Here is a 24,947-nt window from a genome sequence, read left to right on the forward strand (position 1 = left end):
GGACGGGTGGACCTGCGCGAGATGTGTGCTACTGATCCCGGCCCGTCGCAAGGGATCTGCCGCCCGCGGGCCCGCGATGAGGACGCGGGGCGGGGGATCAAGGGCATCGACAGGCTAACAAGACATCCCATCCCCCCGGAAGGGTTTCGGCACCCGGAGCTGCGGTGGCGAGTACTGGCCCGAGGTCTTGACCAGCTTGGTCGACCGACCCGACCCACCGCTTGGCCGTGCGGTATGGACACCGACCCGCCGGTGGTCCTATAAATCCATCCCATGTCGGTCCGCCGGTCGTCATCGCGCGGACACGCCGCCGACACGCCACGAGAGGTGGTCCGCCCGCCGTGCACCCGGCGGCCGGGCGGCCTCCTCCCCCGCGATCGGACGAAGGAGCGTGCGCCGTGGACGGCCCAGTGGACCGGCGGGGTTTCCTCGCCCTCACCGCGTTGGCGGCCGGAGCCGCCGTCGGCCTGCCGGGTGGGCGGGCCGACGCCGCCGTGCCACCGCAGGTGACCTTGCCGGAGCGCGGCATCCACGACACCGCGCCGGCGACGGCGTGGACCGACGGGTTCCTCACCGGGAACGGCGAGTACGGCGCGGTGCTGCACGGCGCGCCCGCCCTGGAGAAGGTGATCTTCAACTACCACCGGCTGGTGCTGCCGAACGGCACCCGCTCCGTCACCCCGCCGGTGACCGCCGGACGGTTGGCAGCCGCGCGGGACAAGGCCCTGGCGGGCGACTACGCCGGCGCGAACCGGGACTTCGCGGCCGGGTGGACGTTGCGGTGGACGCAGACCTACCACCCGGCCTACGAACTCCGCATCGCCACTCCCGGCGCGACGGCGGTGGACGACTACGCGCGCGTCACCGACTTCCGCACCGGCGAGGTCACCTCGGCCTGGACCGACGGCTCCGGCGCCTGGACCCGGCGGGCGTTCGTCTCGCGGACCGACCGGGTGATCGTCCACGAGCTGCTGCCGGCGACCGGCCGGACCGTGGACACCACGCTCAGCGTGAACACCGCGCTGGAGGGCCGGCCCGACACCGTGGGCTACACCACCGCGGCCACGATCAGCGGCGGCTCCGGCTACCTGACCCTGCGCGGCACGTACCCGGCCGGGCAAGGGGCCTTCGGCTACGAGGGCGTCACCCGGGTCGTCCCGACCGGCGGCACCGTGACCGCGAGCGGGTCGACCGTCGTCGTGGCCGGCGCGACCCGGCTGCTGCTGCTCACCAAGCTGGAGCGGTACGAGTCGCCGACCGCGTGGGACTCCCGGCCGCTGCACGCCCAGCTGGCCGCCCTCGGCGCCGACTACGCCGCCCTGCGCTCCCGGCACGCCGCGGTCCACACCGGGATGTACGACCGGTCGCGGCTCGACCTGGGCGTGCCGGAGGCCGACCGGCGGCTGTCCACCGGCCACCTGATCGCCCGCCAGAACGCCGACCGCGGCGTCATCGACCTCGCCCTGCTGGAACGCCTCTACGACTCGGGCCGGTACCTCTTCATCAGCTCCAGCGGCGTCCTGCCGCCACGCCTGACCGGCATCTGGACCGGCACGTGGTCCGGCGCGTGGGCCGACGACTTCACCACCGACGCCAACGTCAACCTCCAGGTCGCCGGCGGCAACACCCTCGACACGCCCGAGGCCATGCGGGGGTACTTCAGCCTCGTCCTCGGCCAGCTCGTCCATTGGCGCACCAACGCGCGCAACCTCTACGGAGCCCGCGGCTTCCTCGCGCCGTCCCGCACGGACGGCGAGCACGGCCACATGCTGCACTTCGACCCGGGCTTCCCCGGCCAGACCTGGACCGGCGGCGCCGACTGGCTGCTGTACCCGTTGGTGGAGCACTACGAGGTCACCGGCGACCACGCGTTCCTGCGGGACGAGCTCGGGCCCGCCCTGATGGAGCTCGCGCTGTTCTACGAGGACTTCCTGACCCGGACGGATTCGAGCGGCAAGGTCGTGTTCGTGCCGTCGTTCTCGATGGAGAACAGCCCCGGCAACACCGGTGTCCTCCTGGCGGTCAACGCGACGGGCGACATCATGGCGGGCAGGCACGCCCTCCAGGCCGCGATCTCCGCGGCCCGCGCCCTCGGTGTCGAGCAGGGCGCCGGCCAGGGCGTCGCGCGGTGGACGGCGCTGCTGGCCAAGCTGCCCGACTACCGGATCAACGGCGACGACGCGCTCGCCGAGTGGTCCTGGCCGAGCTTGAGCGACCGGTACGACCACCGGCACGTCCACCACCTCTACGGCGCCTGGCCGCTGCACGAGATCAACCCCGAGGAGGAGCCCGCCCTGGTCCGGCCGGCGCTGCGCGCGTTGGAACTGCGCGGCGACCAGAACGTCTCCGCCCACGGCAGCCTGCACCGGGCGCTGGCGGGCGCGCGGCTGAAGGACGGCGGCCAGGTCTACGCCAACCTGCGCAAGATCATCGGCAACAACATGCTCTTCCGGTCGCTGATGACCTCGCACAACCCCGACCTGGACATCTACAACGCGGACGCCGCCAACGCGATCCCCGGCGTGCTGGCCGAAGCGCTCGCCTACTCCCGTCCCGGGGTGCTCGAGATCCTCCCGGCCCTGCCCGCGCAACTGGCCAGGGGCACGATCACCGGCGTGCGGGCGCGCGGCCGGATCCACGTCCACACCTTCACCTGGGACCTCGCCGCCCGCACGGCCGCGTTGTCCGTCACCTCGGCCGTCGACCAGGACGTGACGCTCATCAGCAGGCCGGGGATGGCGTCGGTGGCCACCTCGGCGCCGGTGGCCGCGTCGCCCCTGGGCGGCCACGCCCGCGAGGTGACGCTGGTCGCGGGGCGGCGCACGGACCTCACCGTGTCCCTGCCGGCCACCTCCCTGCCGACCGGTTGGCACCGGCTGGTCAACCGGGCCAGCGGCAAGGCCCTGGACGTCGCCGGCGCGAGCGTCGCCGACGGCGCCGAGGTCGTCCAGTGGAGCGCGACGGGCAGCCTCAACCAGCAGTGGCGGTTCCTGCCGAACGCGGACGGCTCGTGCCGGCTCGCGGCCCGGCACAGCGGGCGCCTGCTCGACAGCCCGGGCGGGTCGGGCCAGGGCGCCCGGCTCGACCAGTGGCAGGACACCGGGAGCGACAACCAGTGGTGGCGGCTCGTCGACGCGGGCGGCGGCTACCACCGCGTCGTCAACGTGCGCACCGGGCTGTGCGTGGACGTGGAGGGCGGTTCGACGGTCGACGGCGCCCGCGTCGTGCAGTGGCCCGTCACCGGCGGCGCCAACCAGGAGTGGCGGATCGTCGCCGGGTGAGCGGCACGCCCTGTCGAACGCCCGGGGGCCGTCGGACCCGGCCGCCGCACCGCGCCGCCGGGTGTCGCGGACGCGCCGAAGCGGTTCCCCGTCCCGCGGAGGCGAATCGGGACGGGGAACCGCTTTTCAGGGCCGGTTACGGGGTCAGGAGCACGCCGTGCCGTTGAGGGCGGGTGAGCCGAACGGCGGTGTGGTCCCGTTGTAGTTCGCGTTGTAACCGATGGTCGTCGTGCCACCGGTCGGCAGCGACCCGTTCCAGGACGTGTTGGAGACCCGGACCACGTCGCCCGTGTCCGTCCACGTCCCGTTCCAGCCCTGCGCGACGGTCACACCGGGCGCCGAGAAGGTCAGGGTCCAGCCGTTGAGGGCCGCACCCCGGTTCCCGATCACGATCTCGCCGGTGTACCCGCCCGTCCACTGGCTGACCACGCGGTGAGTCACCGTGCAGCCGCCACCCGGGTTGTTGCCCGTGGTCGTGGTGGTCGTCGTTGTCGTCGTAGTGGTGCTGGTCGACGTCGGACCCGCCGCGATCGCCAGGTCGTACGCGCGCTGCGGCACGAACTGGCCGGCCGGCGCGATGCAGCCGTCCGCCTCACCCGGCAGCTTGACCCACAGGAACGCGGCGATCTTGGAGTCGCCCGTGTTGGTCGTGCTGGGCGTGCCGATCGCGCGCCCGGCCGGGTCGCACCACTCGGTGCCCAGCGGGCCGTTGCCGTTTCGACTGGTGTCGATCACGGCGGTGAGCCTGCCGTCGCCGAGGGCGTTGAGGATGTTCTTCGTGTAGGCGACCTCGTCGGACGTGCTGCGGTAGTTCGACACGTTCGAGGCGATGCCGTCGGCGCTGTTGGAGATGTCGGCGGCGCGGAGCCTGTTGGCGGCCTCCGACGGGCTCAGCCACGCCGAGTTGCCGATGTCGAAGTACACCTTGGCCTGCGCGGAGCCGGACTTGAGCTTCTTGCCCGCGTAGGCCATCGACGCCCTGGTCTGGCTCTGCTGGTCGGCGCTCTGGCAGTTGCTCATGATCGGCAGCACGTCGGGCTCGAGCACGATCGTCGCCGGTCGACCCGCCAGACCCGCCGCGACCTCGTCCACCCACGCCCGGTAGGCCTGGTGCGAGGGCGCGCCGCCGCCGCTGGCCCCGCCGCAGTCGCGGTTGGGGATGTTGTAGACCACCAGGATCGGCACCTTGCCCGCCGAGGCGGCCGCGCCGACGAACGAGCTGATCTCCGAGCGCACCGTCGAGGTGTTGGTGGTGGTGTACCACCGCGCCTGCGGCACCGAGGCGATGCGGTCGCGGATCACCGCGGCCCGGGAGTCGCCGGAGTTGGCGGCGACCCACTTCGCGCTGGAGCTCGACGGGTCGACGTAGAACGCCGAGTCCGCCGCCTGCGCCGTCGCGCCGCCGCCGACCGCCAGGGCCACCGCCCCGGCCAGCAGCGCGCTCGAGAGGAGGCACGCGGCCGTGGTCTGCTTCCTGCGGGTCATCGGGTCACCCCCTTCACAGGGCCGGGTAGGCGTTCTGCACGAGCGAGGTGAACCCGGCGGGGAACCACGAGCCCGCGTGCGGGGCGCCGGCCATGGCGCCGGTCAGGTTGCCGCCGTTGGCCTGGTCGTCACCGCGGAAGGTCGGGTCGCACATCGGGTCGTGCTGCTTGCCCTCCTCGTTGGGGCCGTCGGTCTTGGTCGCGATGCCGTCGGACTCGCCCGGGGGCTTGATCCAGACGTAGGCGTCGAAGCCCGAGCGCGGCGCGGCGGTGGGCCGTGCGCCGATGCCGGCGCCGCTCTGGTTGCACCAGTTGCCCCGGTGCAGCTTGCGGTCGATGCGGCCGGAGTTCACGTACGCGTCCACGGTGGACCCGCTGGCGCCGGTCGGCCGGTTCGGGCCGCCCCAGCCGTTGCGGGAGGTGTCGATCAGCATGCCGATGCCGCTGGGGAAACCGGCCGAGATGAACCGGTTGCGCATCTCGGTGCCGAAGTCGGCCTCGTCGAAGTACGGGTTCCACTGGTAGAAGCTCGCGGACCGCAGCTGCTGGCTGCCGACGGTGAGGTTCGGGTCGGGCAGGTTGACCTCGTCGGTCGGCGAGGTGTTGGCCAGGTTCGACACGAAGCCGTCGATGCTGTTGACGCCCTTGGTGGCGCCCTTGATGGTGTTGGCGATCAACGTGACCGAGGGACCCATGTTGGTGTCCCAGCCGAGCCAGCCGGCGTGGCCGATGTCGATGTAGTTGTAGACGTTCGAGATCGCGCTGAGCTTGCTCAGGGCGTACTGGATGCCCTGGACGTAGGCGCCGCTGGTGTTGGCCTCGGCGCACTTCGGCTTGCTCAGGTTCGTCACCAGGTTCGGCAGCGAGTCGGGCTCGACGATCGCGACGATCCGCAGGGAGCGGTACTTCGGGTCGGCCAGGATCGCGGCGATGGGGTCGATGTACTCAGCCTTGTAGCGGGCCAGGCCGTTCTCGCTGACCTTGAGCTCGCCGTTGGACGCGAGCGCGGCGCAGTCGCGGTTGGGCAGGTCGTAGACGACGACCTGGATCACCACCGGCGTGCCGCCCGCGGACTGCCGCAGCGCCTCGTCGAGGTGGCCCGTCAGACCACGACCGGCGGTGATGGCGCCGATGCGGTCCATCCACACGGCGGTGGAGTTCTGGGCCACCTTGCGCATGGACGTGCCCAGGGCGCCACCGGTCGCGTCGGCCAGGCTGTTGACGTTCGTGACGTAGTCGGGGTTCAGGTACCCCTTCGCGCCCGCGTACGGGTTGGCCACGTGGTCACCGGGGTTGTCCGGCGTCGTCGTGGTCGTCGTGGTGGAGGTGGTCGTCGAGGTCGAGGTCGACGTGGAGGTCGACGTCGACGTCGTGGTCGACGTCGGGCCGCCGCCACACGTGTTCCCGTTGAGCTTGAACGACGTGGGCAGGGCGTTCGTGCCCGAGTACGAGGCGTTGAAACCCATGGTCGCGCTTCCACCCGTGGGCAGCGACGACGCCCACGAGGGGCTCTTCGCGCTCACGTGCTGACCTGACTGGGCGTAGGTCGCGCTCCAGCCGTTGGTGATCTTCTGGGTGCCCGGGAAGTCCCATTCCAGGGTCCACCCGCCCGAGATGGGGTCGCCGAGGTTCTTGAGCGTGACGTTGGCCGTGAAGCCGCTGTCCCACTGGTTGACCTGGTAGTCGACCGAACAGCCGGGTGCCGCGCTGGCCGAGGTGCTCGCCAGCGTCAACAACCCCGCGCACAGGGTCAGGGCCGCGGCAGCGGCGCCGCCGCGTGCCAGTTTCGTTGCACTCATTCAGGGTCCTCGCAGCGTCGGTGCTGTGGGTTGGGGGTGAAGCTTTCCGGGAGCGCTCCCAGAACTGGGTTCGCCCGACTGCTCGTCCACCGCGGGTTTTCGGCACGGCAACTGCCGTCGGGCGAGGTCGCGAACCGGTCGTCGTTGACGGTGGTCACGGCAGGGCCGCGCAGCGGGTTCAGCCCCCGCCGGAGAGGGTTCACTTCGGGTCGAATGTAACCAGGCGAAGCAGTGCCGTCAATTGCCGGAAATGCTAAAGGTGTTAGCGCTAACTTTAGCGCAACGGGTTACGAAACCCTTTCGCGCCACAGATGATCACGCCTGTCAAGTGCGGTTTTGGCTACTTTGTCGGTCAAGTTCGCCCATCTGAACCAATAGGGTGATTGGTTTTGACCAATTTTGTTAGCGCGCACAATACGGTGGCGCGCCGTGCGCCACCGTCGGTGAGGATCAGTTGAAGCCGCGGTAGTCGAACCAGTCGAACGCCGCGACGCCACGCGTGACGTACATGCCGACGACCCGCCCGGCGAGGCCCGCGGTGACTTCGGGCGACAGGTACCGGCCGTCCAACTCCGCCAAGGGGCCCGCGTCGTCGCCGACGTGGAACGCGATGGTGTCCGGCCCCGAGGGCTCGACGCCCGCCGGGTCGTCGGTCGGCCGCACGAACGACGGCGGCACCAGGTCGGTCGTGCGGGTGACGACGGTGAGCGTGATCGGCCCGGGAGGTCTGGTGCGGCTGGCCACGACCTGGCGCACCGGCCCGATCCTGGCGACCACGTCCACCCGACCGGGCACGACCTCGAAGTCGTAGCGGTGCGCCTCGTCGCGCCGGATGCTCAGCCCCGCCCGCGCCGTGCCGGGGTCGAGGCGGACCGAGACCCGCGATTCGAGGTGCCGCAGCCGGCTGCCCACGAAGGTGCAGCCGGGTCGGTCGAGGGTGTCGCCGGTCGCGTGCAGCGTCAGCCAGCCGGGGCGTTCGGTCAACGACCAGGACCCGTCCGGCAGCCCGCGCGGCGAGATCCAGGACGGCGCCAGCACGAAGTCGTCGAAGTCGTCGCGCGCGAACTGCGTCGGCGGCACGTGCGGCTCCGCCGGCATCGGCGCGGCCTCGGCCACCCCGACCACCTCGGGCCACTCGTCCCGCCAGCGCACCGGCGTCAGGAAGACCTCCTGCCCCAGCACGTGGAAGCCCGACGGGTGCTCCCGGGTCCCGGGCCGCACCAGCCACCAGGCGCCGTCCGGAGTCGTGACCAGGTCCGCGCGACCGCTGCCCCGGGTCGGCCCGGCGGTGTCCACGAAGGTGCCCGGGGCGGGCTCGAACGGCCCGCGCGGCGTGCGCGCGCGGGAGACCATCAGCGACTGGCCGCGCTCGAACAGCAGGTACCACCAAGCTCCGACGTGGTACAGGTGGGGCGTCTTCGGGCTGGAGGTGTCGCCACCGCTCCACGTCGGCCACGGCCCTTCCAGCACGGTTCCCCGGTAGGGGTCGATGCGCGCCGTGCGCCCGTCGGCGGTGACGCACCAGCAGTCGCCGTTCTCGTCCCAGGCCAGGTCGGGCACGACACCGGGCAGGTCGAGCCACACGGGGTCCGACCACCGCCCGGCGAGGCGGTCCGTCGTGACGACGAACGTGCCACCCGCCGACAGGTCCGTCGCGGTCACCCAGAACCTGCCGCCGTGGTGGCGGATGGTGGGCTGGTGGATGCCGCGCGAGGTGGGCGTGCCGGCGGCCGGCCGCAGCTGGTCCGGCCGCTTGAGGACGTTGCCGACCTGCCGCCAGCTCACGAGGTCGCGGCTGTGGAAGAGCGGCACGCCCGGGAAGTACTCGAAGCTGGAGCACACGAGGTAGTAGTCCTCGCCGACCCGGCAGACGCTCGGGTCCGGGTGGGAACCACCGATCACGGGGTTGCGGGCGGTGCGCACGGTGCTCCTTCCCTGGTTGTCGTGGGGGCGTCGGGGATCGACGCGGGGCGGACCCGGTCCGCTCGCGGGGCTGTGCGCGAGGGGACCGGGTCCCGGGGAGCAGCGCTCACGTGGTGCGTGACGCGGCGGCGCCGCAGGGCGGGCGCGTCGCACGGGTCACCGTCAGACGCGGCTCCACTTCTGGTTGCCCTGGCCGTTGCAGGTCCACAGGATGAGCCGGGTCCCGTTGGCGGTGGCGGCCTGGTCGGCGTCCAGGCACAGGCCGGCGCGGGTGTTGCGGATGGACCCGTCGGAGCCGAGGGTCCACTTCTGGTTGTCCTGCCCGTTGCAGGACCACGTGATCACCCGGGTGCCGTTGGTGGTGCCCTGGTTGTAGGCGTCGAGGCACTTGTCGCCGAACACCCGGATCTCGCCACCCGCCCAGGTGGTCCACAGCTGGTTGGCGGCCGTGTGGCAGTCCCAGAGCAGCACGGTCGCGCCGGCGGCGGTGGAGCCGTTCTCGATGTCGGCGCAGCGGTTGGAGCCGGCGCCCCGCAGGCGGGAGGTGGTGGCGGAGATCGGGCTCCCGCCGGAGACGCGGAACGCGGCCACGCCGTGCGCGGGCACGCTCGCCGAGATCGTGCCCGAGGTGGTGGACGTGCCGCCGGTCCACAGGTCGGTGAGGGTGAACGAGCTGCCCGACAGGCCGGCCTGGGCGGCCGTGGTGGACACCGTGGCGGTCCCACTGCCCCGGTTGAACAGACCGACCGCGACCGAGCCGTCGGACAGGGTCTTGGCGAAGACCTCGGTGTTGCCGTCGTCGCGCACCCGGCGCCCGCCCGCGCCCAGCCGGTCCTGGTTCACCGCGATCAGCCGCGGGTTGCGCAGCACCGCGCTCACGTCACCGGACATCGTGCGGATGTCGTTGCCCGCCATCAACGGCGAGGCCATCAACGCCCACAACGCGAAGTGCGCGCGCGACTCGGTCAGGCTCAACCCCGGACGGCCGACGACGAGCATGTCGGGATCGTTCCAGTTGCCCGGACCGGTCTGCGCCGCCAACGGCGCGGTGACGTCCAGGACGTTGCCCACGCCCATCGGGTAGCTGTTGGTGTTGCCGTTCTGCCAGATGTCCAGCAGGTCCTCGGTGGTCCGCCACAGGTCGGCGACCTCACCCCAGTCGTACTTGTCCCCCGTCGGCGCGTGGAAGCTGTTGGAGTTGATGCTGTAGACGATCGGACGACCGGTCGCGCGCAGGGCGTCGCGCATGATCGTGAACCGCGCGATCTGCTCGTCCCGCGTGCCGCTGCCTGAGCACCAGTCGTACTTCAGGTAGTCCACGCCCCAGGAGGCGAACGACCGGGCGTCCTGCACCTCGTGGCCCTTGCTGCCGGTCGAGCCCGGATGCGTGCCCACCCCCTGGGCGCAGGTCTTCTCGTTGGGCGCCTGGTAGATGCCGAACTTCAGGCCCTTGCCGTGGATGTAGTCCCCGAGCGCCTTCATCCCGCTGGGGAACTTCGTCGGATGGGCACGCAGGTTGCCCGACGAGTCGCGCTGCGGGTCGAACCAGCAGTCGTCGACCACCACGTACTGGTACCCCGCGTCGCGCATCCCCGACGACACCATCGCATCCGCGGCCTGCCGGACCTGCGCCTCGGTGATGCCGCACCCGAAGCTGTTCCAGCTGTTCCACCCCATCGGCGGGGTCAGCGCGGGGCTTCCCGGCGCGGCCTGGGCGGCGGGCGCGGTGGGCCCCGCGGTGACCACGCCCAGCGCCGCGACGGCCGCCATGGCGAGGTGGAGCAGTCGTCCACGTGTACGGGTGGGCATCGTCGCCCCTTCGGTTTCGGCTCAAGGGATGCGGTCCGACTCGGCTCACCTCGTCGCACCGCGCACAGCGGTCGTGGCGGCGCTCCGGGCGGATCACACCCGGGACGACGCGGCCTGATGTCACGCCCATGAAACTATGGCCAACCAAGACGGGTCAAAGCTAAATGTGAGCGCTAACTTTTGAGCTGCCGGACGACAGCCGAGCCGGACCAGGTCTTATCGGGGACCACGCGGCGGGGCAACGGACGGCAAGTTGCCCCGTTCGGACCAACGACCGACCGGGTCCGGCCGGCGCGGCACGCGAAACCCCGCCCTGCCCGTTCGCCGCCGCAGCCGGGCAGGACGACCTCGCTCCACATCAGACAGCGGGTAAACGCCGCCGCTGCCGGAAGCCCCGACAGGACATCCGGGTGATCCGACGAAGGCCCGACCCCTTCGCCTCCCCGTCCGAAACAGTTGCGTCACATCTTGACCGACCGTGTGCCATCGTTCACAGTCTGAAGGGCGCCGACCGACGTCCGTGGCCATGTTGCCGCACCCTGATGCGCCCTTTTCGCACCAAGTGGCCCTCCAGCCCTGGTGTTAGCGCTAACACACGCGCACCCGGTGGCGGTCCGGCCCTGCGGCCGTCGACGGCGTCCCCGCCACCGCGGGCACCCGAGCCCGCGGTGGCCGACCCGAAGGGCATCTGATGGAACACTCGACACGAGCGGTCATTCGACCGGCGCTCGCGCGCCGGTCGAGAACAACGGCGTTGCTGCTCGTCACCGGACTGGTCGCCAGCGTGCTGTCGTTGGCGGCCGCCGGTCCGGCCGGCGCCGCGGGCGCGACCTTGGGCGCCGCGGCGGCGGAGAAGGGCCGGTACTTCGGCACCGCCGTGGCCGCGGGCAGGCTCGGCGACTCGACCTACTCCGGGCTCCTGCAGCGCGAGTTCGACATGGTCACGGCCGAGAACGAGATGAAGATCGACGCGACCGAGCCTAACCAGAACCAGTTCAGCTACGGCAACGCCGACCGGATCGTCAACCTCGCCCGGTCCCAGGGCAAGCGGGTGCGCGGCCACACCCTGGCGTGGCACTCCCAGCAGCCGGGCTGGATGCAGAACATGTCGGGCAGCGCCCTCCGGTCGGCGATGCTCAACCACGTCACCAAGGTCGCCACGTACTACGCCGGCAAGATCTACGCCTGGGACGTGGTGAACGAGGCGTTCCAGGACGGCAGCTCCGGCGCGCGGCGCGACTCCAACCTCCAGCGCACCGGCAACGACTGGATCGAGGCCGCGTTCCGCGCCGCCCGCACGGCGGACCCGAACGCCAAGCTCTGCTACAACGACTACAACACCGACGACTGGTCCCACGCCAAGACCCAGGCCGTCTACCGGATGGTCCAGGACTTCAAGTCCCGCGGCGTGCCCATCGACTGCGTCGGCTTCCAGTCGCACTTCAACGCCCAGAGCCCGGTGCCCTCCAACTACCAGACCACGTTGCAGAACTTCGCGAACCTCGGCGTCGACGTCCAGATCACCGAGCTGGACATCGAGGGCTCCGGCTCCGCGCAGGCGTCGAACTACGAGCGCGTCGTGAACGCGTGCCTGGCCGTCACCCGCTGCGCCGGCATCACCGTCTGGGGCATCCGCGACACCGACTCCTGGCGCTCCTACGGCACGCCGCTGCTGTTCGACGGCTCCGGCAACAAGAAGGCCGCCTACACCTCCGTCCTCAACGCCCTCAACGCCGGCTCCAACCCCCAGCCCGGGGTCATCGACCCGAGCGCGTGGTACGTGCTGGTGAACCGCAACAGCGGCAAGGCGTTGGACGTGTACGGCCTGGCCACCAACGACGGCGGGCGCATCACCCAGTGGACCCGCAACAGCGGCGCCAACCAGCAGTGGCAGTTCCTCGACTCCGGCAGCGGCTACTACCGCGTCAAGTCGCGCCACTCCGGCAAGGTGCTCGACGTGCCGAACTCGTCGACCGCCGACGGCGCCGTGATCCAGCAGTGGACCGACCACAGCGGCGTCAACCAGCAGTTCCGGGCGGTCGAGTCGGGCGGCTACGTGCGCTTGGTCAACCGCAACAGCAACAAGGCCGTCGAGATCCAGGGCTCGTCCACGGCCGACGGCGCGAACGTCGTGCAGTACGGCGACACGGGCGGCAACAACCAGCAGTGGCAGCTCGTCCGCGTCGGCTGACCCTCCCCCGCCCCGGGTAGGGGCCCGCGGCGCGGCGGCATCCCAGCCGCCGCGCCGCGCGGAACGCGAACCAGCGCCCACCGGGAACGGTGATTCCGCGGAATCGCCGTCGAACTGCCCGGTGGGCGCTGGTTCGATGTCGTGATCAGGCCGCGGCGCGCAGGGTCCACTGCTGGTTGGCCTGCCCGGAGCACGCCCACAGGACCAGCTTGGTGCCGTTGGCGGTGCCGTAGTTGGACGCGTCCAGGCACAGGCCGGACTGCACGTTGGTGATCGTGCCGTTGGCGTTGACGTTCCACTGCTGGTTCGTGTCGCCGTGGCAGTCCCAGATCGCCACCTGCGTGCCGTTGGCGGTGCCGCGGCCGTAGGCGTCCAGGCACTTGGTGCCGTAGACGACCAACTGCTTGGCCGAGTTCTGCGTCCACGACTGGTTGGGCTGGCCGTGGCAGTCCCACAGCTGCAGCTGCGTGCCGTTGGAAGTCGTCGAACCCGGCACGTCGAGACAACGGCCCGACGCCGTGCCGACGATCTGCCTGCCCTGCGAGGCGACCGGGTCCCCGATGCTCCCCGGCACGGCGCGCAGCGCGTTGTACCAGGTCGCGGCCATCTTGTCGTAGCCGGTCGCGGTCGGGTGGACGCCGTCGATCAGGTCGGCCGTGGTCAACGCGGCGTGCATGTCCACCAGCCGCACGCGCTTGCCCGCGTTGACCTTGCTCTGCACCATGCCGGGGATCGTGGCGTTGAAGGTCCGGGCGGCGGCCTCCTGGCCGGAGTTGGCCAGCGGGATGATCGTCGCGACGAACACGTCGGCGTTCGGCACGGTCGCGGTGATGCGGTCGACGAGCGCCGACAGGCGAGCGGGCGCGTTGGCCACGTTGTAGTTCTGCAGGATGTCGTTGGTGCCGATGTGCAGCAGCACCGTGCGCGGCGTGGTGTTGCGCAGCCACGTGACGACGTTCGCGTCGATCTGGTCGATGCGCCAGCCCGGGTGGCCCTGGTGGTCGTGGTCCCCGAGGGACCCGGGGCCGTTGAACTGCGAGCCGACGAAGTCCACCCGGTAGTTGCCGGACCCGAACCGCTGCCACAGCCCGATCCGGTAACCACCGGGCACCTGCGTGCCCTCGGTGATCGAGTCGCCCAACGGCATGACCCGCACCCCGCCGTTGGACTCGGCGGCGGCCTGGCCGGCCGGCAGCAGCGCGGCGGTGACCAGCGCGGCGGTGGTCAGGGCCGCGGCACGCGCGGCGAATCTGCTGAGGCGTTGTCGCACTTGCACTCCTCGGGGTTGAGCCGCGGTCCGGCACGGCGTGCCGGACCGCTGTCGAGTCACGAACTCGTGGTGGGGATCAGCTGACGCCCCACTGCTGGTTGGCGCCGCCGTTGCAGGTCCACAGCTGCACCTGGGCGCCGTTGGCCGTGGACGCGCCGGACACGTCCAGGCACAGGCCGGACTGCGCGCCGGTGATCGTGCCGTTGGCGTTGACGTTCCAGCGCTGGTTGGCCTGGCCGTTGCAGGACCAGAGGACCGCCTTCGTGCCCGCGCTCGTCCCCTGGCCGTAGGCGTCGAGGCACATCTGGGCGGAGCCGGTGTACACGGCCAGCTGGCCGGAGGAGGTCCGGGTCCAGGTCTGGCCGGCGCTGCCCTGGCAGTCCCAGATCCGGGCCTGCGTGCCCGCCGTCCCGTTCGGCACGTCGAGGCACTTGCCCGCGCCCACGGCGCGCACCGCGCCACCGCCCGGGTTCGGGTTGCCGCCGGTGGTGTACCCGGCCGCGACGACGTTGGCCTGCACCGCGCTCTCGGTCGCGTCGGACGGGTAGCCCGCGACCATGGCCCCTTCGTAGAAGGTGCCCGCGCTGAGGTTCGCGCCGCCGTCGGGCTTGCAGCAGTCGCCGCCGCTGCCCAGGATGATGGCGCCCTGCTTCTTCATCGGGCTGTACCCGTTGGGCAGCGCGCCGTCGTACAACGTGGTCAGGCCGCCTGCCTGCGCGTCGCTGCCCTTGAGCGCGAACCGCGTGGTCCCGTTGTTCTTCAGCATGGCCGTGACGAACCTGTTGGGGAAGGCGCGCTGGTTCGGGTTCCACTGCTGGCTGCCGCCGGGGAACAGGCCCCACTCGAGGTCCGCCTGCACCCACGGTCCCGTGCCGGAGCACCCGCCGAACCAGCACTGCGTGCTGAAGTTGATCGCGTCCATCGCGCCGGCCGCGTCGGCCTTCCGGGTCGTCTCGCTGTTGCCGTAGTCGAAGCAGCAGCCGCTGTTCACGTGCGTGCCGCTGGTCACCATGTACATGCCTTCCGGCGCGGCGCCGGTCGGCACGCCCGTCAGGTGGCCGTCACGCCAGTAGCTGTTGCCCGGGTTGATGTAGAGCGAGTACGCCTTGCTGCCGCCGACCGCCACCGATTCCGACGTCGCGACCGCCGGCCTGCTCTGGGGCGAGCCCGGGACCACGGACGAACCCTGGTACCACAGGTCGTTGCCCCGCCCGGACTGGTCGTAGACCACCGTGATCACGCAGGTGGAGCCCGCGCAGAACGAGTCCTGCGCCGCCGCGTTCGCGGTGCCGCCCGCGGTCAGCACGCCGACGTCCCTCGTCGTGCTGTCCGAGGAACGCCTCACCTGGTAGAGGTTCCCGGCGTACGAGCCGTAGAGCGCCCGCGTGGTGCTGTGCGCGGCCACGCAGGGCGTGCCGCCCGACGCGTAGATGTCGCACGGCCCCGTGCCGGCCGCCGACGCGCTCACCGGCGCGGACCACGTCAGGAACGCCGCGGGCAGCAGGGCCAGCGCCATCACGACGCGCGAGCGCACCGCGGCCGGCGAGCGCCACCACCGCTGCACTGGCCCCGCCGGGGAAACGGGTGAAGGCTGCATTTTCTCTCCTACGACGATGTGGGAGGGCAGGGCGAGCGGCGACGGTCGCGCACCCGGCGGCCGGGCGCGCGGAATGACGAGCGGATCGCGGGCAGAATCGCGAATCGCCTCGAATCGTGCCGACGGTAAGCGCTAAAAGAGCGCTAAAGCAACGGTTCCGACTCCCTCGCCACCGCCGCGACCACCCCTCCCGGGGCGGTCACGCGTTCTGCCGCCGCCAGTGCTGGGCGGTGCTGCCGTCGCAGGTCCGCTGGACGAGCTGGGCGCCGTCCGCGGTCGAGCCGTCGGCCACGGTCAGGCACTTGCCGCTGTGCTGGGCGACCAGTCGCGCGTAGCCGTCGCCCGCGTCCTCGAACCGCCAGCGCTGGTTCGCGCCCGAGTTGCACGTCCACTGGACGACCCGGACCCCGTCACCGGTGGCCGGTGCGCCGCCGTAGACGTCCAGGCACTTCCCGCTGCCCACGTTGACGACCTCGTGGTGGCCGCCGCCGACGTCGCGCACCCGCCAGCGCTGGTTGGCCTGGCCGTTCGCGCCCCACTGCACCACGGTGCCGCCGTCGGCGGTCGAGGCGTTGTAGACGTCGGCGACCTTGCCGCTGTGCCGCGCGGTGAACGTCTCCGCGGTCGGCACCGGCACGGTGGTCTGCGGGGTGAGCCGGTAGAGGCCGGAGCCGTGCGCCGGCAGCGAGCGGGACAGCGTGCCGCTCACCGTGCCCAGGCTCGCGCCCGACCACAGGTCCACCGCGGTGGCGGAGCCGATGCCCAGGTCGGCCAGCGTCGCCGACACGGTGGCCGTGCCGCTGCCCCGGTTGAACAGCGCGAGGTACTTGTCGCCGCCGCTCGGCGCGTTCGCCGTCCACGCCGTGTGCGTGCCCGAGAAGAGCTGCCGGTTGCCGGTGCTGTGCTGGTCGACCGCCAGCACGGCGGCGTTCGTCATCAGCGCCAGTTCCGCGGCCCGGTTCTGGGTCAGGTCCCCGCCCCACATCAGCGGCGAGCGCGTGATGGACCAGAGCGTCATCAGGGTGCGCTGCTCGTCGGGGGTCAGGTTGGAGTAGCGCGGCGAACCCACCGGTCCCTGCTGCGACAGGCGGCCGATCGGGATCATGTCCGGGTCGGGCCACGCGCCGGGCCTGCGGTGCGGCGTCCACGCGTGCAGCCGCTCGAACAGGGCGTCCAACGACGACCAGTTGTCCCACAGGTCGTTGACGACGCGCCACATGTTGGCGTTCTCGGCGACGTGCGCGCCGTTGCCGGTCGACGTCGGGCCCGGGGACAGGCTGAGCACCATCGGCCGGCCGCTGCGCTGGATCGCCAGCTTGTAGCCCTCGATCTCGGCCTGCCGGTAGGTCGGGGCGGCGATGTCGTCGACCTTGACGTAGTCGACGCCCCACGAGGCGAGCAGCGTGAACTGGGCGTCCAGGTAGGCCTGGGCGCACGGGTTGGCCATGTCCAGGCCCCAGTTGAGGTTCAACCAGGCCGCCGTGGTGTTGTTCTCGATCTCGTTCGCCCGGCAGCTCGTGCCCGGCACGGGGAGGTTGTCGGCCACCACCTGGCGCGGGATGCCGCGCATCAGGTGCACGCCGAACTTCAGGCCGCCCGCGTGGATGTAGTCGGCCAGCGGCTTGAAGCCGTTGGTACCCGAAGCGGAGGGGAACCTGGTGGTGTCGGGCAGGAGCAGGCCGTTGGCGTCGGTGCGCAGCCGGGGCTGGAGGTTGGCGTCCTGGCTCGGCGCGCCCGAGCCGCTGCCGGGGCGGTACCAGGCCCAGTCGACGACGATGTACTGCCAGCCGTGCTGCTTGAGGTTGTCCCTCATGTAGTCGGCGTTCGCCTTGACCTGCGCCTCGGTCACGTTCCAGTTGAACGAGTCGTAGCTGTTCCACCCCAGCGGCGGGGTCGTGGCGACCCCGTTGTCCCACGCCATCGCCGGCTCCTCCGATCCCGACGTGAACGTGGTGGCCAGCAGGGCCGCGGCGGCGAGCACCACGCCCGCCTTGCGCGAGGCTGACGTCCGGACTCCACCCACGGTGCCTCCTGCTCGTCGTCGAGAGGGCGCTCCGCCGATCGCCGGACTGATTGTTCACGCTCACATGTGGGCGTCAGGCCGGCGACCTGCTTCGCCGAGTCTGCTGATGCCCGCGAGAGTAGTCAAGGCCAGGCCCGTAGTTAGCGCTCACACGGCCCAGCGATCAGATGGGCGCGCGGGGACCGGCGGACCGGCCCCCGCGCGGTCGGTCAGCTGCGCACGCCCCACTGCTGGTTCGTGCCGCCGTGGCACGACCAGAGGTGGAGCAGGGTGCCGTTCGCGGTCCCGTTGCCGCTGGCGTCCAGGCACAGCCCGGACTGCACCCCGGTGATGGTGCCGTTGGCGTTGACGTTCCACTGCTGGTTGGTCTGCCCGTTGCAGTCCCAGATGATCGCCGCGGTGCCGTTCGCGGTTCCCGCGCCGCTGGCGTCCAGGCACTTGTTGCCGTTGACCACCAACTGCTTGCCCGCGGTGAGGGTCCACCTCTGGTTGGCGCCGCCGGCGCAGTCCCAGAGCCGGGCCTGGGCCCCGCCGGCGCTCCCGCTCGCGACCTCGGCGCAGCGTCCCGACTGGGCGCCCACGAGCATCGCGTTCTGCGGACCGGTGCTCGTGCCGCCGCCCGGACCGGCGTTGGCCATCACGGCCTGCGCGCCGGCCGGCCAGTTGCCGTTGGTGACGACCGCGTTGCCGGACACCACGTTGCCGCGGTCGCCGTTGGTGACGTTGGTGCTGCTGTTGGTCGACCAGTTGTTGGTGACCGTCCAGTTGCCCATGTTCTCGCCGCCCCAGTAGTTGGCGGTGGCCCACGTGCCGGTGTTGTTGAAGACGTTGCCCGTGACGGAGTAGTACTTCGAGCCCTCGTCGAAGTAGACCCCGAAGTAGCCGTTGGTCCGCTGGCAGTGGTTCCCGCTGATCGAGGCGCCCGGGTTCCACGACAGCGTGTAGATGCACCCGCCGTCGTTCATCTGCTGCATGACGTCGTGGACGTAGTTGTTGATGAGCCGGTTGTTGGACGCGGTGGTGGGCGTCGTGTAGCGCGGCTGGTAGTTGTACAGGCCGCGGTTGGCGTAGTTGGTGTTGCCGCCGGTGTCGTTGGCGCCCCAGCCGTAGCCGATCGACATGCCCGAGTACGGCATGTTGTAGACCTCGTTGTGGGCGACGGTGGCGTTGGTGACGTAGGTGTTCAGCACCGAGACGTTGCCCCGGTACTCGACGCCGAGGTCGTGGATGCGGTTGTAGCTCACGGTGATGTCCCGGTTGACCATCCGCTGGTCGCTCGGGTGGTGCGCGTCGGCGCGCACGCCGCCGACCACGATGCCGCCGGCCGAGCTGCGGGCGATCTCCGACCGCGTGATCGTGATGTTGCTGGCGCCGAGCCCGACACCGCCGGCGTGCGCGTTGGCGTCGTTGCCGATGCCGATGGCCGTCTGGCCCAGGTTGACGAACTGCGACTCGCTGAAGGTGATGTTGTTGGCGGCGGAGACCTGCACGGCGGCGGGCATCTGGTTCCAGTGCGGTCGCGCCGCCTCGAACTGGGTGCAGCCGTTCTGGCACGAGGTCAGCCGGTCGCCCGGCCAGTTCCAGTTGCCCGCCAGGTACGAGCCGGTCTGCTGGTCCGCGTACCCCTGGTTGCTGCTGGGTCCGAGCCAGCTGGTGCCGGTGAACGTGATCCCGGTGAACGAGATGTGGTGCGCCGGCGCGTCATAGGTGCCACCGACGTCCACCAGCGACTGCAGCACCGGCAGCTCCACGCCGACCGTGCTCATGTTCTGCCCTGCCAGCGGGATGTAGGACAGCGCGCCCGTGCCGGGGTTGAGGTACCACTCCCCCGGCGTGTCCAGGAACTCGTAGGCGTTGGCCAGGTAGAACGGCCCCGCCCGGTGCGGCTGGGTCAGCGTGTCGTACCCGAAGGTGTTGTTGTTCCACGCGGGCTGCTGCATGGTGAGGAAGTTCCCGCTGATGGACTGCACGGGCGAGTACCGGTCGGTGAACGAGTTGACGCTCTCCACCTCGACCCGGTTCTGGTTGCCCACGCTGTTCAGGTAGTTCAGCGCGGTGTTGGAGAACCTCATCCCCGTGCTGGTGAACGTGAAGTCGGCCCGGTTCACCTGCGTGCGCGCCCGGGTCGCGATCGCGCCGTTGACGTAGAGCTGGCGCGAGTCGGTGCCGGCGGGGACGGTGGCCCGCCAGATGTTCCGGCCGGCGTCGACGACCGACCACCCGGTGACGGCCCGGGCGCCGCTGATGACGGGACGCGCGGACGGCGCGGCCTGCCACTGCACGCGGTAGCCGTTGGTGCCGGAGTCCGCCGCGGTCAGCCGCAGCGGCTCGGAGAGCCGGTACACCCCGTCGGCCAGCTGCACGACGATGTCACCGGACATGCCGCCGGTGCGCGACCGCACCGCGGCCTGCGCGCCGGGCAACGAGCACGGCTGGGTGGCGGAACAACTGGTGCCGGAGCCGGACGGCGAGGCGTAGAGGGTGGTCGTGGCGGCGGACGCGGTGGGTGCGAGAACCACCGCCGCGATGGCGGCGGTCGTGACCGCGGCGGCAACGCCGACCGACATCGGCCTTCGCACCGCGGAAGAGGACGCGAACAAGGGGACCTCCTGACTTGGAGTGTGGTGCGACGCCCGGTCGAGGTGTCGAACGGCACTTCGTGGTGGCGCGGGCGTGCCGGCCGCGACCGCGGACCCGGTGGACGGGGACGTGGCCGGCCGGGACGCCTCGCGTCGAGCGGCGCCGGACGGAAGAGGCGGCGGGTCGGGGCGGCGCCGGGCGGGAGCGGCGCGGTGGGGGGAGCGGTGGCTAGCGGGACAGCGGTGGCTCGGCGCCCGGCGGCGGCACGGCGGCGTCGGGGGTCAGGTGCCACACCTCGCGCATCGGCTCCCAGCGGACCGGGGACTCCGGGGCGGTCGGCGACTCCTGGCACGGGTCGGTCAAGGCCCACCAGCGCTGCGACTCCGGATCGGCCGCGATCCGCGCCTGGTCGGCGTCGTGGTCCTCGCCGGTGTACTCGTAGTAGCCGAAGAGCAGGTCGCCGTGCAGGAAGATGGTGAAGTTGCGGATGTTGGCCTCGATCAGCATCCGCTCGACGGACGGCCAGACCGCGGCGTGCAGCCGGAGGTAGTCGTCGCGCCGCTCCGGTCGCAGCCGGGTGACCATCCCATAGCGTTGCAAGCGGTCCACATCGGACTCCTAGAGGGGAGGTGCGGCCGGCTCGACATCGTTGTCGGGCCGGACGATCAGGAGTGCAGGGGGTGCAGCGGCTCCGGTGGCGTGCCGACGCCCTGGACCACGGCCAGCAGGCGCTGCCCGGCGCGTTCCGGCCGGACGTGCGGACCCTCGGTCACCGGGACGGCGAGCCGGCGGCGGGACGCGCCGATCGCCTCCTCGTCGACGCGGATGCCCAGCCCCGGGCTGTCGCCCAGCACGAAGGCGCCGTCCTCGACGTGCAGGTCGATCGAGATCCCCGAGGGCGGTTGCAGGTCCTGCAACTCGCTGACCAGGTGGTTCGGCACGGACGTGGCGGCGTGCAGCAGCCCGACCGGGGTGTTGCCGATGGGGCTGACGGGCAGGTCGTGGGCGTGGGCGAGCACCGAGACCCGCAGGAAGTGGGTGATGCCCCAGCCCGCCGCCGCCTGGACGACGTCGATCGCCCCCGTCGAGATCAGCGGGCGGTACTGCTCGATGCCGGTCAGGTTCTCGCCGCTGGCGACCGACGCGCGGACGCCGCGGCCGACGGCCGCGTGGCCCTCCGCGTCCCACCGCCGGACCGGCTCCTCGATCCAGATCAGGTCGAGCGTGCGCTCGAGCTCGCTGACGTGGCGCACCGCCTGCTTGCGGGTCAGGGCTTCGTTGACGTCGAGCATCAGCCCCGGCCGGGTGCCCCCGCCGGCGGCGGTGAGCACGTCGCGCACCAGGATGAGGCGGTCCCGGTCCCGGTCGACGTCGAGGCCTCCCTTGAGCTTCGCCACCCGCAGGCCGTGGGCGGCGTAGTTCTCGTACAGCGCCACGAGCTCGTCGTCGCCCAGCCCGATGTCCACCCCGGAGGCGTACGCGGGCACGCGGCGGTCGCGCCCGCCGAGCAGCCGCCACAGCGGTTCGCCCGCGGCCTGAGCCTTGATGTCCCACAACGCGGTGTCGAGGGCGCCGATGGTGCCGAAGACCGCGCCCGCGTGACCGGCCTTGAACGTCTGGCGCAGCATCCGGTCGTAGAGGGCGGTGACGCCGCGCGGGTCCTCACCCTCCAGAGCGGCGAAGATCGACTCGATCTCCACGTGGGAGCCGAGCCCGACGCCGGTGATGCCCACGTCCGTCTCGACGAGGACGATCGGCACCCGGACGACGCCGTCGGCGAAGACGCCGTTGGCGTCGCCGATCGGGCGGCCCCAGTCCTGGACGGTGGTGAGGGTCCGGTAACCAGTGATGCGCATGTCAGCCCTTCGTGGCCCCTGCGGTGACGCCGTCGGCGATCTGGCGCTGCAGGAACAGGTAGACGACGAGGACGGGCACCGCGGCGATCAACACGCCGGAGGCGAACACGGGAATGTCATCCGAGTACTGCCCCCGCAACGAGGTGACCCCGACCATGAGCGTGCGATGGTCTGCCGACGGCATCATGAGCAAGGAGATGAGCACGTCGTTCCAGCAGAACAGTGCGTTGAGCACACCGACCGACAGCAGTGCCGGCCTGCCCAGCGGCAGCATGATCCGCCAGAACACGCCGTACACCGTGTTCCCGTCGATCCGCGCGGCGTCCACGATCTCCGCGGGCACCGTCGAGTAGTAGCTGGTCATCAGGAAGACCGTGAACGGGAGGAACTGCGCCACGTACGCGAGGACGAGCCCCGGGTACGTGTCGACGAGACCCGCGTCGGCCATCACCCTGGTGAGCGGGATCATGATCACCTGGAAGGGGATGAACAACGCGGCGAGGCAACCCAGGAAGAGCACCGAAGAGCCGCGGAACCGCAACCGGGCGAGCGCGAACCCGGCCATCGACCCGAACAGCAGCAGCAACGCGACCGAGCACGTCACCACCAGCGCCGAGTTGAGGAAGTAGCGGGACATGCCGACGCTGGTCCACGCCGCGGCGATGTTGTCCCACCGCAGTGCGTCCGCCAGCGAGAACCGGTCGAGCACGTACTCGCGCCGGGTCTTCACCGCGACGTTCGCGGTGAACACCAACGGGTAGACCGTCGCCAGCGCGAGCAGCGCCATCGGCACCGCGACGACCCACTTCGACACCCGTCGGCCGGCCATCAGCCCTCCCTGCCCGCGCGACGCAGGACGGCGACCTGGGCCAGCCCCACGACGAGCATGATCAGGAACAGCGCCGTCGACGCCGCGGACGCGAGCGCGGGCTGGTTGAACTGCCCCTGTTGGACCCAGATGTAGTACTCGGGCAGGTAGGTCGACGCCTCCGGACCGCCGTTGGTCATCACGTACAGCAGGCCGAACATCGACGTCAGCATGCCGATCATCGTGGTGACGAAGACGAACTGGATCGTGCGCGTGAGGCCCGGGACGATCACGTGCCAGACGGTCTGCGGCAGGGACGCGCCGTCCACCCGGGCGGCGTCCAGCAGCGAGGGGTCCAGGGTCGAGAACCCGGCCAGGAAGACGACCAGCGCCATGCCGAACGTCGCCCAGACGTGCACCCCGACCACGGCGAAGATCGCCACGTCCGGGTCGCCCAGCCAGTCCACCGGCCCGAGCCCCACCACGCCCAGGACCGCGTTGACCGGGCCGTCGTAGGCGAGCAGCAGGTTGAAGATCGCCCCGACGATCACCGGGGAGAGCACGGCCGGGAAGAAGTAGACGCCGCGGTAGATCCGGTGGCCGGGCACGCGGAGGTAGATGAACGTGGCGAGCAGGCCAGGGATCGCCACGGCCACGGGGAGCAGCAGCACGAGCAGGCCGACGTTGCGCAGCGCGGTCCGGAACAGCGGGTCGCCGAACAGGGTCAGGTAGTTGTCCAGGCCGACCGAGGTGCCGTTGCGGTCGCCGTCACCGGTGAAGGAGAAGTTCACCCCGAGCGCCAGCGGCCACAGGCGCAGCGCCACGATGATCAGCACGGCGGGCGCCACCAGGACGAACGGCGCCAGGCGCTCGGCCCGCGACCCGCGACGGGATCGCCGCGGGGACGACCGCGCCGGTCGCCGGGCCGGCGCTCCGGCGACCGCCTCCTCCGCGCCCGGCCCCACGACGGCCGGGCGCACCGAGGACGGAGAACCCCCGGACGGCACGGATCAGCTCGCCTTGTCGGAGTCGGCCAGCTGCGCGACGGCCTCGTCCACCGTGATCGAGCCGCTGAGCAGCTGCTGCGAGAGGCGGCCCATCAGGTCGATCGTCTTGCTGGACAGGGCGACGTGCAGGGCCGGCTTGCCGGTCTTGATCCCCGCGACGATCGCGGTGACGGCCGGGCCGGCGGCGGAGACGTCGATGGTGGTGTCGGACGCGATCGCGCCCGCGTCCGCGTAGAAGGCCTTCAGCGCCCCGGCCGACGTCAGCGACCGGACCAGGTCGGCGGCCGTCTTCGGGTCCTTGGTCCACTTGGCGACCGCGTAGCCGATGCCGCCGTCGAAGGGCAGGCCCGGCGTCGCCGCGGGGTTGACCACCGGCGGCGCCATGACGCCCACGTCGCCCGGGTCGAGGAACTCGGCGAAGTCCTTCCAGTGCCCGATGTCCGACATCAGGCCGATGATGTGCGCGGCCTTGGCCGACTGGAAGACCGCGAACGCGTCGTTGAACATCGCGGTGGAGTTGACCCCGTCGTTGTTCAGGCCGTTGTCGTTGACCTGCTTCCAGAGCTCGAAGACGCGCTTCACGTCCGGCGAGGCCCAGTCCCGCTTCCCGGCGATCCAGTCGTCGTACTCCTGCGGCGTGAGCACCGCCGAACCGATGCTGGACAGGAAGAACTGGATGCCGATGCCTTCCTTGTTGCCCACGCCGAAGCACTTGGCGCCGGTCTTGCCGGTGATGACGCCGCAGTCCTCGACGAAGTCGTCCCACTTCCCGGCGGGCGCCTCGGGATCCAGCCCCGCCTGCTCGTACAGGGCCTTGTTGTAGTAGAGCGGGTGGCCCTGCAGCGTCACCGGCGAGGCGTAGGTCTTCCCGTCGCGGGTGAACGCCTCCCAGCCGGCCAGCCGTTCCTTGTCCTGGGCCACGTACTCGTCCAGCGGCACCAGCGCGTCGACCCGGTCGCGGAGCTGGCCGCCGCCGTTGAAGAGCATGACGTCCGGGCCCTTGCCGGCCTGGATCGCCGCCCCGAGCAACGTGTAGTACTGGTCGAACGGCTGCGCCACGAACTCGACGGCGACGTCCGGGTGGCTCTTCGCGAAGTCGGCCTTCGCCTGGTCGAGGTAGGCGGCCACGTTCGCGTCGCCGGACTTCCAGTCCCAGACCACGAGCTTGTCACCGGAGCTGCCGGAGGATCCCGGAGCCGTGGCACTCCCGCAGCCCGTTGCCAGGGCCAACCCGAGGACCACGGCAGCCGACCACAGTGCGCGCTGCTTCATTGCTGCTCACTTCCCAGACGGCGGCCGGGCGTCGACGCGCTCGGCGC

General features: G+C 71.2%; 15 protein-coding genes. 2 read left to right on the forward strand and 13 right to left on the reverse strand.

Translation table 11 applies throughout. The features are described from left to right. The first annotated feature begins 398 nt into the window (after window positions 1–398). Window positions 399–3,281 (forward strand): glycosyl hydrolase family 95 catalytic domain-containing protein, encoded by a 2,883-nt coding sequence (locus tag IOD16_RS22375; RefSeq protein WP_201435993.1) that lies wholly within the window; start codon window positions 399–401, stop codon window positions 3,279–3,281. A gap of 144 nt (window positions 3,282–3,425) precedes the next feature. On the opposite strand, the gene IOD16_RS22380 is transcribed toward IOD16_RS22375, so the two are convergent. The 4 genes from IOD16_RS22380 to IOD16_RS22395 form a co-directional block, all read right to left on the reverse strand. Then, on the reverse strand, window positions 3,426–4,766 hold the full coding sequence (locus IOD16_RS22380) for a glycoside hydrolase family 6 protein (RefSeq protein WP_201435994.1): 1,341 nt from the start codon (window positions 4,764–4,766) through the stop codon (window positions 3,426–3,428). A 13-nt stretch (window positions 4,767–4,779) separates the two neighbouring features. Further along, entirely contained in the window at window positions 4,780–6,564 is a 1,785-nt protein-coding gene (locus IOD16_RS22385) for a glycoside hydrolase family 6 protein (RefSeq protein WP_201435995.1), read from the reverse strand. Window positions 6,565–7,014: 450 nt separating this feature from the next. Beyond that, the gene (locus tag IOD16_RS22390; protein ID WP_201435996.1) at window positions 7,015–8,487 is read right to left on the reverse strand and encodes a glycoside hydrolase family 43 protein; all 1,473 of its coding nucleotides are present in this window, start codon (window positions 8,485–8,487) and stop codon (window positions 7,015–7,017) included. 162 nt (window positions 8,488–8,649) lie between these two features. Next, window positions 8,650–10,296 (reverse strand): glycoside hydrolase family 27 protein, encoded by a 1,647-nt coding sequence (locus tag IOD16_RS22395; RefSeq protein WP_201435997.1) that lies wholly within the window; start codon window positions 10,294–10,296, stop codon window positions 8,650–8,652. A gap of 691 nt (window positions 10,297–10,987) precedes the next feature. Here IOD16_RS22395 and IOD16_RS40515 point away from each other — a divergent pair. Next, window positions 10,988–12,487 carry an endo-1,4-beta-xylanase gene (locus tag IOD16_RS40515; RefSeq protein WP_236594280.1) on the forward strand — a complete coding sequence of 500 codons (1,500 nt, stop codon included), beginning with the start codon at window positions 10,988–10,990 and terminating at the stop codon, window positions 12,485–12,487. A gap of 145 nt (window positions 12,488–12,632) precedes the next feature. Here the strand turns inward: IOD16_RS40515 and IOD16_RS22405 are convergent, their stop codons facing one another. The 9 genes from IOD16_RS22405 to IOD16_RS22445 all read right to left on the reverse strand — a co-directional run bounded on the left by IOD16_RS22405 (window position 12,633) and on the right by IOD16_RS22445 (window position 24,900). Then, window positions 12,633–13,757 carry a ricin-type beta-trefoil lectin domain protein gene (locus IOD16_RS22405; RefSeq protein WP_236594281.1) on the reverse strand — a complete coding sequence of 375 codons (1,125 nt, stop codon included), beginning with the start codon at window positions 13,755–13,757 and terminating at the stop codon, window positions 12,633–12,635. A gap of 76 nt (window positions 13,758–13,833) precedes the next feature. Then, window positions 13,834–15,273: an arabinofuranosidase catalytic domain-containing protein gene (locus IOD16_RS22410; protein WP_201441508.1), complete on the reverse strand. Its 1,440-nt coding sequence runs from the start codon at window positions 15,271–15,273 to the stop codon at window positions 13,834–13,836. A 280-nt stretch (window positions 15,274–15,553) separates the two neighbouring features. Continuing rightward, a complete protein-coding gene (locus IOD16_RS22415) occupies window positions 15,554–17,377 on the reverse strand; it encodes an alpha-galactosidase (RefSeq protein ID WP_201435998.1) in 1,824 nt (607 codons plus the stop codon). A gap of 209 nt (window positions 17,378–17,586) precedes the next feature. Continuing rightward, entirely contained in the window at window positions 17,587–19,944 is a 2,358-nt protein-coding gene (locus IOD16_RS22420; protein WP_201435999.1) for a ricin-type beta-trefoil lectin domain protein, read from the reverse strand. A gap of 241 nt (window positions 19,945–20,185) precedes the next feature. Beyond that, window positions 20,186–20,566 carry an L-rhamnose mutarotase gene (locus tag IOD16_RS22425; RefSeq protein ID WP_236594282.1) on the reverse strand — a complete coding sequence of 127 codons (381 nt, stop codon included), beginning with the start codon at window positions 20,564–20,566 and terminating at the stop codon, window positions 20,186–20,188. A 56-nt stretch (window positions 20,567–20,622) separates the two neighbouring features. Continuing rightward, window positions 20,623–21,813 carry a mandelate racemase/muconate lactonizing enzyme family protein gene (locus IOD16_RS22430; protein ID WP_201436000.1) on the reverse strand — a complete coding sequence of 397 codons (1,191 nt, stop codon included), beginning with the start codon at window positions 21,811–21,813 and terminating at the stop codon, window positions 20,623–20,625. A 1-nt stretch (window position 21,814) separates the two neighbouring features. Then, on the reverse strand, window positions 21,815–22,642 hold the full coding sequence (locus IOD16_RS22435) for a carbohydrate ABC transporter permease (RefSeq protein ID WP_201436001.1): 828 nt from the start codon (window positions 22,640–22,642) through the stop codon (window positions 21,815–21,817). Next, window positions 22,642–23,601 carry a carbohydrate ABC transporter permease gene (locus IOD16_RS22440; protein WP_236594283.1) on the reverse strand — a complete coding sequence of 320 codons (960 nt, stop codon included), beginning with the start codon at window positions 23,599–23,601 and terminating at the stop codon, window positions 22,642–22,644. The genes IOD16_RS22435 and IOD16_RS22440 overlap by 1 nt, the downstream gene beginning before the upstream one ends. Window positions 23,602–23,631: 30 nt before the next feature. Then, a complete protein-coding gene (locus IOD16_RS22445; RefSeq protein ID WP_201436002.1) occupies window positions 23,632–24,900 on the reverse strand; it encodes an ABC transporter substrate-binding protein in 1,269 nt (422 codons plus the stop codon). Between the last annotated feature and the right edge of the window lie 47 nt (window positions 24,901–24,947).

The sequence above is a fragment of the Saccharothrix sp. 6-C genome (genome assembly GCF_016695385.1).
GTDB lineage: Bacteria > Actinomycetota > Actinomycetes > Mycobacteriales > Pseudonocardiaceae > Actinosynnema > Actinosynnema texasense.